Source organism: Chlorobaculum sp. 24CR (assembly GCF_004118635.1).
Classification (GTDB): Bacteria; Bacteroidota; Chlorobiia; order Chlorobiales; family Chlorobiaceae; genus Chlorobaculum.
Map to the genome: position 1 here is coordinate 19,267 of NZ_SDGU01000032.1, position 8,153 is coordinate 27,419.

The 8,153-nt window shown below is 57.5% G+C and carries 6 protein-coding genes; 1 reads left to right on the forward strand and 5 read right to left on the reverse strand.

Translation table 11 applies throughout. The features are described from left to right. Positions 1 to 11: 11 nt before the first annotated feature. The 5 genes from EST62_RS07360 to EST62_RS07380 form a co-directional block, all read right to left on the reverse strand. The gene (locus EST62_RS07360; RefSeq protein WP_129051458.1) at positions 12 to 710 is read right to left on the reverse strand and encodes a PolC-type DNA polymerase III; all 699 of its coding nucleotides are present in this window, start codon (positions 708 to 710) and stop codon (positions 12 to 14) included. Further along, positions 703 to 2,664 carry a DUF294 nucleotidyltransferase-like domain-containing protein gene (locus tag EST62_RS07365; RefSeq protein ID WP_129051459.1) on the reverse strand — a complete coding sequence of 654 codons (1,962 nt, stop codon included), beginning with the start codon at positions 2,662 to 2,664 and terminating at the stop codon, positions 703 to 705. The genes EST62_RS07360 and EST62_RS07365 overlap by 8 nt, the downstream gene beginning before the upstream one ends. A gap of 263 nt (positions 2,665 to 2,927) precedes the next feature. Then, a complete protein-coding gene (locus EST62_RS07370) occupies positions 2,928 to 3,923 on the reverse strand; it encodes an SDR family oxidoreductase (protein ID WP_129051460.1) in 996 nt (331 codons plus the stop codon). A 94-nt stretch (positions 3,924 to 4,017) separates the two neighbouring features. Then, positions 4,018 to 5,061, reverse strand: a complete 1,044-nt coding sequence (locus EST62_RS07375) for a BMP family protein (RefSeq protein ID WP_129051461.1) — start codon at positions 5,059 to 5,061, stop codon at positions 4,018 to 4,020. A gap of 379 nt (positions 5,062 to 5,440) precedes the next feature. Beyond that, positions 5,441 to 6,103 carry a hypothetical protein gene (locus EST62_RS07380; protein ID WP_129051462.1) on the reverse strand — a complete coding sequence of 221 codons (663 nt, stop codon included), beginning with the start codon at positions 6,101 to 6,103 and terminating at the stop codon, positions 5,441 to 5,443. A 283-nt stretch (positions 6,104 to 6,386) separates the two neighbouring features. Between EST62_RS07380 and EST62_RS07385 the strand changes: the two genes are divergently transcribed. Then, positions 6,387 to 7,670 carry a DEAD/DEAH box helicase gene (locus EST62_RS07385; RefSeq protein WP_129051463.1) on the forward strand — a complete coding sequence of 428 codons (1,284 nt, stop codon included), beginning with the start codon at positions 6,387 to 6,389 and terminating at the stop codon, positions 7,668 to 7,670. The last annotated feature ends 483 nt before the right edge of the window (positions 7,671 to 8,153 follow it).

Sequence of the window (8,153 nt, forward strand, 5' to 3'; positions counted from 1 at the left end):
CCCCCCTCACTTCACTTCAGCAGCAGCTTCCCGACGGTGTCGATGCCCGCTTTGCGTCCGACGGCGAGCAGGCGCTGGAAAAGTTGCGCGGTGAGGTAGGCGTCGCCGGATGAGGTGTGCCGGTCGTGGAGGCGGATGCCGTAGCGGGCGCAGAGGTTGTCGAGCCGGTACTCTCCGCTTTTGTGGGCGAGGTTGTAGTACGGCCCCTTTTCGAGTCGCTTGGCGAAACTCGCCGTATCGAGTGCTTCGTTGAAAAGCTTCATGCCGTATCGACGGGAGAGCACCTTGCCAACCATCCCGATATCGAAATCGGCGTGATGGGCCACGATCACTCCGTTGCCGAGATAGTCAAGAAAACGGCAGATCGCTTCATCCTCATCCAGCCCCTCTACGAGTTCCCGTTTCAGAATTCCGTGCACACTGATCGCCTCCTTGCCACCAATCGCCTCCTGGCGAAGCAGCACCTCGAACGAGTCGGCAATGTCGATCTTCGAGCCCTTCATGGCTACCGCGCCAATCGAAAGTATTCTGTCGCTGGCGAGATCAAAGCCGCTGGTTTCGGTGTCGAAAATGACGAAACGCACTTCGTCGAGCGGCGTGTCGCGCCGTAACGGATGGTCGAACAGGCTGACATAGCGGCAGACCCGCTCCGGCAGCAAACCTTTCTTGCAGCGCCGCGACACCTGCATTTTGCGGGCAAACTCAAGCACGGATGTAGTCGAGCTGGTAGCGAAGATTCAGCATACTCTGAATCTGGCCGATGGTGGTGAAGAGATTCCGCAGCTCCTGCCGCTGCATCTTGTTGAGGTGTTCCGGATCGATGTATCGCCCCGACGAGTTCTCGGCCAAGCCGCGCTCGGTGCGCAGGCGCATGAGGAATTCGTAGGCCTGCGCTGCCTCTTCGGACAGCTCCCGGAACGACGGCAGCAACTGCCCGATGCGCCGGAAACGCTCGACCGTGCCGAGGAAATCGTTCACGCCGAATTCACACGCCAGCACCCTGGCTGCGTCGGAGAGCGGCATCATGGCGCGCGCCTTGATGTCGAACTCGTGCGCGTGCTCGCGGCTCTTCTCGACCAGGAAGTTGCGGAAAAAGCCGAGCGGCGGCGGATTCTGGAGGGCGTTTTTGGCAAAGAATTGCAGGAATCCCCGGCCTCGTTCGATCTCCGCGTTGATCTCGCGCTTCATTTCGAGCGCGAGGGACGTGCTGCCGAAAACCGGCCTGAAATCGAAAAAGATGGTCGAGTTCATCAGCGCCTTCGGCTCCGGCGTGCCGATCCATTTGCGGAAGTAGCTCATCCATCCGCTCAGTGGCTGGCACCAGTCGGGATTGCTCGCCATGATCTCTGCCGGGCAAGGCGTGAAGCCGCAGGCGACCAGAATCGCGCTGACCCGCTTGCCGAGTTCGAGGAACGCCCGCTGCACGGAATCGCGCGACACCTCGTCCGGCGGATCGCGGAAGAGGATCGCGTTGTCCTGGTCGGTGCGGAGCAGTTGCTCCTTGCGCCCTTCGCTGCCGAGCGAGAGCCAGCAGAACTCGACGGCGGGCAGCTCGATCCCCTCCCGCTTCATGTCGGCAACCGAAAATTCTATCGCCTTGACGATCAGGGCGTCGTTGAGTTCGGTGAAGATGCTGGTGATGAAGTGGATCGCCACCTCCTGGGCGATGTACATCCGCAGGAGCTTTTCAGCCTTTTCCCGCTCCTGTACGAGCTGCTCGACGCTCTCGGACTGCGTGATCGCCTTCATCAGCACGGCGGGGTTCACCCCCTCGGAGGTGACGATGTCGTGCTCGGAGATGATGCCGGTAACCGGAGAGTTCGCCGTGCCGTCCTCGGTGATGCAGAAGTGGCGGAGCTTGGCGCGCACCATGAGCATCATCATGTCGGCCACCGTCTTTCCGGCGGTGATCGTGTAAACCGGGCTGGTCATGATGTCGCTCACCGGACGCTCGTTGACCGGCCCGGCCACGGCCACCACCTTTTTGCGCAGGTCGGTGTCGGTGATGATCCCGAGCGGATGGCGGTTCGCCGAAGCGACGATGATCGAACCGATATTGTTATCGGACATGATCCTGGCCGCCTCTCGGATCGGAATATCGGGGGCGCAGGTGATAACATTTCGCACCTGATCGACCACCAGCGCATCGTTGGCGAGCAGGCTTCTGATGCCCGCATCCGACCCGCTTTTGCGCAGGTCGATGGCCTCGGAAAGCGAGTGCTCGATGTGCTGCACGCTCCTGGCTATCGCGCCGGTGAAGAAGGCCGCGACCACCGGCTCCGACTGAACCAGCGCTTTGATCGTTTCGACCGGAATGGCGAGCAAGAGACTCTCCTCGACCACCTGCGCCGAGAGCAGATAGGTGCTGGTTCCAAAGATTGCGCGAACGCCAAAAAGATCGCCCTCGTCGCACAGATCGACCAGCATCTCCTCGCCATCGATGGTGTCGAACAGGCGCACCGCCCCCTTCATCACCATATAGGAAAAGCCGCCGAGTTCGTCCCCTTTCCTGAAGAGCATCTCCCCCTCCTCGTGATACTCCACGAGAAGGGAGGCAGCGATTTCGCGGTTTTTATCGGCGCCGAGACGGTCGAACGGCGGATATTTGCCGAGATCGACGGCAACCCGTTCGACGATGGTGTTCGACGGAGTGGTAGTTTGCATGGCGCGATCCTCCTTTCGATGAATGAAGGGTTGATGGCTCTTTGACAGACACGAAAACCCGACGGTGCGTAGTCAATGATAGAAAGTCAGAAGGCTGCCGATTATCGAGTCTTGCGCAGCTTCATTGCCATTGGAATCCGGATCGCAATCGAAGCCTAAGATTCCAGACACGATTTCGATGACGATTTGGATTTGGAATCTGTCAGTTATGGCTTGAAACGAGAGGCGAGAACCAACGATGCTTTGCTGCCGGACGGCTCACCTCATTTCAGCATACCGCGCTCGCGGTACCATTCAAATGTCCGGCGGATACTCTTTTCAAACGGCTCGTATCGCATACCCAGTTCCAGTTGCGCCTTCGATGAGTCGAAATAGAGAAATTTCGACGCCACAGTGAACATGGTTATGTTGAAAAGCTTCGAGATTTTATTCCGCCCCCGGCTGAAGCGGAGCAAAAAGCTGATCACATGAGCCGCCCAGACAGGCAGCGGGAAAGAACTCTGGTGTACGCCCGTGACCTGCATGATCGTCTGGGCAAGCTCCCTGAACGAAACGTTGTCGCCACCAACGATATAGCGCTCGCCCGTGCGCCCTCTCTGCATGGCGGCGATGAGGCAATCGACCACGATCTCAACATCAACCACGCAAATCCCGCCCATCGGATAGAACGGCATCTTGCGCTTGTAAACATCCTTGATGATGCGACCGGCATTGAAATTGATGTCGCCCGCGCCGAACACGAACGCCGGCACCACGATCACGCAATCCAGCCCTTTTTTTACTTCGTCGGCAACGATCTCTTCGGCGGCGTATTTGGTGCGGGCGTATTCGAGATCGATCATGTCGAAGTTCCAGCGGCTCTCCTCGTTGAACTTGCGATTCGGGCCGCTGATGCCAACCGCCGTGATGGAGCTCACATGCACCACCCGTTTGACCCCGGCGCGGCGGCACGCCTCCAGCACATGGCTGGTGCCATCGACGTTGATTCTCTGAAGCAGCGGATTTTTGCGGTCGCCCATGTAGGTGATTCCGGCGCAGTGATAGACCTCGTCAGCGCCTTCGATAGCCTTGAAAACCGAAGAGGGATCGGTGACATCGCCGAAAACAAGGGTGATGTTATCGATGCACTCTTTGAGGGAGGCCAGGTCGGAACTGGGCCTGACCAGCGCATGAACATCCTCTCCCTGGGCGGCAAGCCTGTGGACAAGACGGGACCCGATAAACCCGGTGCCTCCGGTGACGACTATTTTCTTTCTCACAAATGCAGAATGGTATTGAAGAACTGATGGTTTACCGGATGGAACCCGGAAAGACGCGATCTGCCGGGCGAACCCCCTTTTCGCTGACGGCGCCTTACTCCTGAAGCCTGATCTTGCCGCCGAGAATATCCTTGCGGATCGACTCGATGCGCTCGCGCACGGACGGATCAATCAGTTTTTCGGTATCGCTGTTCCAGACGTAATCGGTGTAGCGGTCGTCGAGACCGAACACCCGCTGTTTTCCGCCCTCGAATTTGCCATGCATCGCCTCGTCGATGGTGGTCAGCACCGCCTTGTTGACCGCCTTGTTGATACTGGTCAGCATGTTCGCCGGAGCGGGCCACTCCAGGGCCATATCGGTGCAGATCACGAGCTTGTTCGATTCACGCGCAGCTTCGATCACGCCCATGCCGCTCGCGCCGGAGGCCTGGTAGATGATGTCCGCCCCGCGGCTGTACTGGCCGAGCGCAAGCTCCTTGCCTTTGGCGGGATCGTTGAAGGCGCTGCCGGTCATGCCGATGAAGTTGGTGATGACCTTGATGTCGGGCTTGACATACCTGGCGCCCTCAAGGTAACCGCTCTCGAACTTTCTGATGATGTTGGAATCCATACCGCCGATAAAGCCGATAGTGCCGGTTTTCGATTCAAGCGCCGCCAGTGCTCCGGCAAGGAACGAACCCTTTTTCTCCTCGAAAACGATGCCGGAGAGATTCGACGGAATCTCTCCGGCCGGCTGCGGATTGTAGTCGATACAGGCGAACTTCTTGTCGGGAAACTCTTTGGCAAGAGCCGTAATGTCGTCGGTGAACAGAAGACCGACGCCGATAATCAGCTTGATATCGGGATCGGCAGCCATCTGCCTCAGCGCCGCCTCGCGGTCGGCCCCTTCGCCCGATGGCTCGATGTAATCGAACTGTATGCCGAGCTTTTGTTTGGCAAGCTCCAGCCCGTTGTAGGCCGAATCGTTGAACGACTTGTCGCCCCGCCCGCCAACGTCAAACACCAGGCCGACCTTGTACGCATCGGGATTGCTTTCTGTCACCTTTTTTTTGCCTGCGCACCCCGTGACAAGCAGCATGAATATGGCGAGAATGGAGGAAAACCTGAACATGGATGAGGAGAAGTTCCGGTAAGTCATGCCTGTAGCGGAGGTTGATTCGTCGAAATTTTGTCACGGAATATAACAAAAAATGAGCCGTTTCACGAAACCGTCGCCAGACGCCGCAGCGTACCGCTGTTTCCAGATCAATCGATGCGCAACACCATGATATTTCATTAGTTATGACTATCAAGCCGCTTCCGGAGTCAACCGCCAAACCGGCGAGAAGTGCGAGATCAACCGGGCGAGCCGGAGGCTGGCGGGAAGCATTCAGCGCTTCCGGGATGCCGACAGAAATGACAAGAGGCTGTTCCGGCATCAAACCGAAACAGCCTCTTGTCGTCATCCGGAAAACGGGATTTCGTCACGCCCTACTGGCGAAGCGCGCATTCAGTTCACCCCGGCCGCTCCTCACCGGTTACGGCTTTAACTGGTTCTCCCTCTGCGCGAACAGACTCCTGATGTTCGGCAGCATCGACAGCGCGGCTGACTCGTTGCCCAGCTTGATCGCTTCCGAAAGTTCGTCGATGGCTCGCGCGATGCTCTGGTTGACCATCATATTATCCGACTGGCCGGAACCGGCAGTCAGGAACCGGGTTTCGCCGCCAAGCCGCAGCACCTTGGTTCGCAGCTCAGGCTTCATGCAGCGGCGGCCAATGGCCTCGATCCGGTCGGCCCACTCGGTCGGCCCGGCGGAGAGTTCACCCTTTTTTCTCCGGGCCACCGAAACTTCATCCATGCCATTCGACACAAAGAGAACACCGAGGCCGGTAACGGTCAGAACACTGGTTACGAGCGCGCCGACTCTCATGCCCTGAAGCTCAAGGACGAGGCCAGCAATGGCGGCAAGCAAGGCGACGAGCGCAATGATGCCGCTGACGATGGTCGAAAGATTCCAGCCAAGACGAAATACCCTGACGGCGGCGTACGAGCCAGCCGCGAGCGACAGGGCAAAGAGCGCGAACGGCGCGAACAGCAGATTGCCGTCGATGAACCGTCCGAAAAAGAGCGCAAAAAAGAGACCAAACACCGTCAGCGCCACGCCCAACGGCAGCAATACCCAAAGCCAGGATTGTTTCATTCCTCAGTAGATTTTATCGTCACGAAATGTTTCGACTTGCGGCGCGAAAGCAGCCCGGAGCCGAGGACTCCCGCCCGGAAGCGCCAACAGATTGCCAAGATAAGAAAATCCCCCGCAAAGGCATCAAATTCTCCCGGCCCTCTCGCTCCATCAGCCCGATAGTCACGACCCGCGCTACGAACGTCACGCCGCTCACGCATTTCATGAAGATAAGTGGCTGGCTTTCAGCGTAAAGATGCTACATTGATTGCCCCCCTATATTCGATCAACTTTATTGCTTGCTATGCCCTTTTCCGCTCTCGGACTCATCGATCACCTCCGCAAAGCTCTCGCCGAAGAGGGCTACAGCTCCCCAACCCCGATACAGGCCGAAGCCGTTCCGGTCATTCTCGAAGGCAACGATCTGCTTGCCTGCGCCCAGACCGGCACCGGCAAAACCGCCGCGTTCGCCCTGCCCGTGCTGCAACGGCTTCACCAGAGCCGCCTGCACGGCGAAAAGCGCAAAATCCGCTGCCTCGTGCTCACCCCCACCAGGGAGCTGGCGATCCAGATTGGCGAAAGCTTCACCGCTTATGGCCGCCATACCGGCCTGACGAACACCGTGATTTTCGGCGGCGTCAACCAGAATCCGCAGACCGCGCGGCTTATCCGTGGGGTCGATATTCTGGTCGCCACGCCGGGCCGCCTGCTCGACCTGATCGGTCAGGGCCATTTGCACTTGCGGGACATCGAGTATTTCGTGCTCGACGAGGCCGACCGGATGCTCGACATGGGCTTCATCCACGACATCAAGCGAGTGCTGGCGGCCTTGCCGAAAAAGCGCCAGTCGCTCTTCTTCTCGGCCACCATGCCGCCCGAAATCGTCAGACTCTCCGCCGCAATTCTGCATAAACCGAAAGAGATCAGCGTCACCCCGATCTCATCGACCGTCGAGATCATCAACCAGCAGATTCTGTTCGTTGACCGCGATAACAAGAACAGCCTTTTGGCTCACCTGCTTCAGGACAGAAAAATCGAAAGCGCCCTGGTCTTCACGCGAACGAAGCATGGCGCCGACAAGGTGGCCCGTTTCCTGGTGCGCAACAACATCGCCGCAGAGGCGATTCACGGCAACAAGTCACAAAACGCCCGGCAGCGAGCGCTCGGCAACTTCAAGACGAGGCAAACGAGAGTGCTGGTCGCCACCGACATCGCCGCGCGGGGAATAGACATCGACGAACTCGAATATGTGATCAACATCGATTTGCCCAACATCCCGGAAACCTACGTGCATCGCATTGGCCGAACGGGCCGGGCCGGAAACCGTGGAGCCGCCTACTCCTTCTGCAACGCCGAGGAGAAGGAGTTCCTGCGCGACATCGAAAAGCTGATCGCGCGGAAAATCCCGGTCATCGAAAATCATCCGTTTCCGATGGTGAACTTTGAGGCGGAAAAGCCGAAGCCCGCCCCGTCGAAGAAAGGCAATGTCGGGCATCAGGAGCCGAAACCAAAGCAGCCACAAACCCACAAGCCCACCGACCCCGGCCCAAAACGCTCCGGGCGCAACAGAAGATTCTTCGGAAAGTGAAGCTGAAAAAGCGCGGGTGCCGACGGGATGAGGGAAGGCGATGAAGCCGGGCGGCTTGCTGCAAAGCAGGCCGACTGGCTATGGGGTTATAGATGCAAGGGCATCTCTAAAAAGTCTTATGAGGTAGCTGAATTAGTGAGAATTGTAGTGTGTAAGCGATTTTACAGATGTATTAATAAAGTTTTTTAGGTGATTTTCAGAGGAGTATTCGACTTTTTAGAGATGCCCGCAAGCTGATGAAAAAGAAGAGGTATTGATTTTGGACGATCTGCGGCTCGATCAAGCAAGGCGTAGTGTAGTATCCCAGCCCGAAAGACGACTTGATGAAAAAATCTTTTACCCAAGCAATTGGTCAAAAGATTTTTTCATCCTTTTTACCGATTCATTTATAGCCTCCCCTAAGTGTTAACATAGATGTCGCCTCAAGTAGAGGAGGCGAATTATGGGTTATTCACATGCCGTGAGACACAGTGTCCTGAAAAA

Excerpts from the sequence above, each read along its gene's own strand:
- EST62_RS07365 (WP_129051459.1), bottom strand. The coding sequence starts at position 2,664 with ATGCAAACTACCACTCCGTCGAACACCATCGTCGAACGGGTTGCCGTC.
- EST62_RS07375 (WP_129051461.1), bottom strand. The coding sequence starts at position 5,061 with ATGACTTACCGGAACTTCTCCTCATCCATGTTCAGGTTTTCCTCCATT.
- EST62_RS07380 (WP_129051462.1), bottom strand. The coding sequence starts at position 6,103 with ATGAAACAATCCTGGCTTTGGGTATTGCTGCCGTTGGGCGTGGCGCTG.
- EST62_RS07385 (WP_129051463.1), top strand. The coding sequence starts at position 6,387 with ATGCCCTTTTCCGCTCTCGGACTCATCGATCACCTCCGCAAAGCTCTC.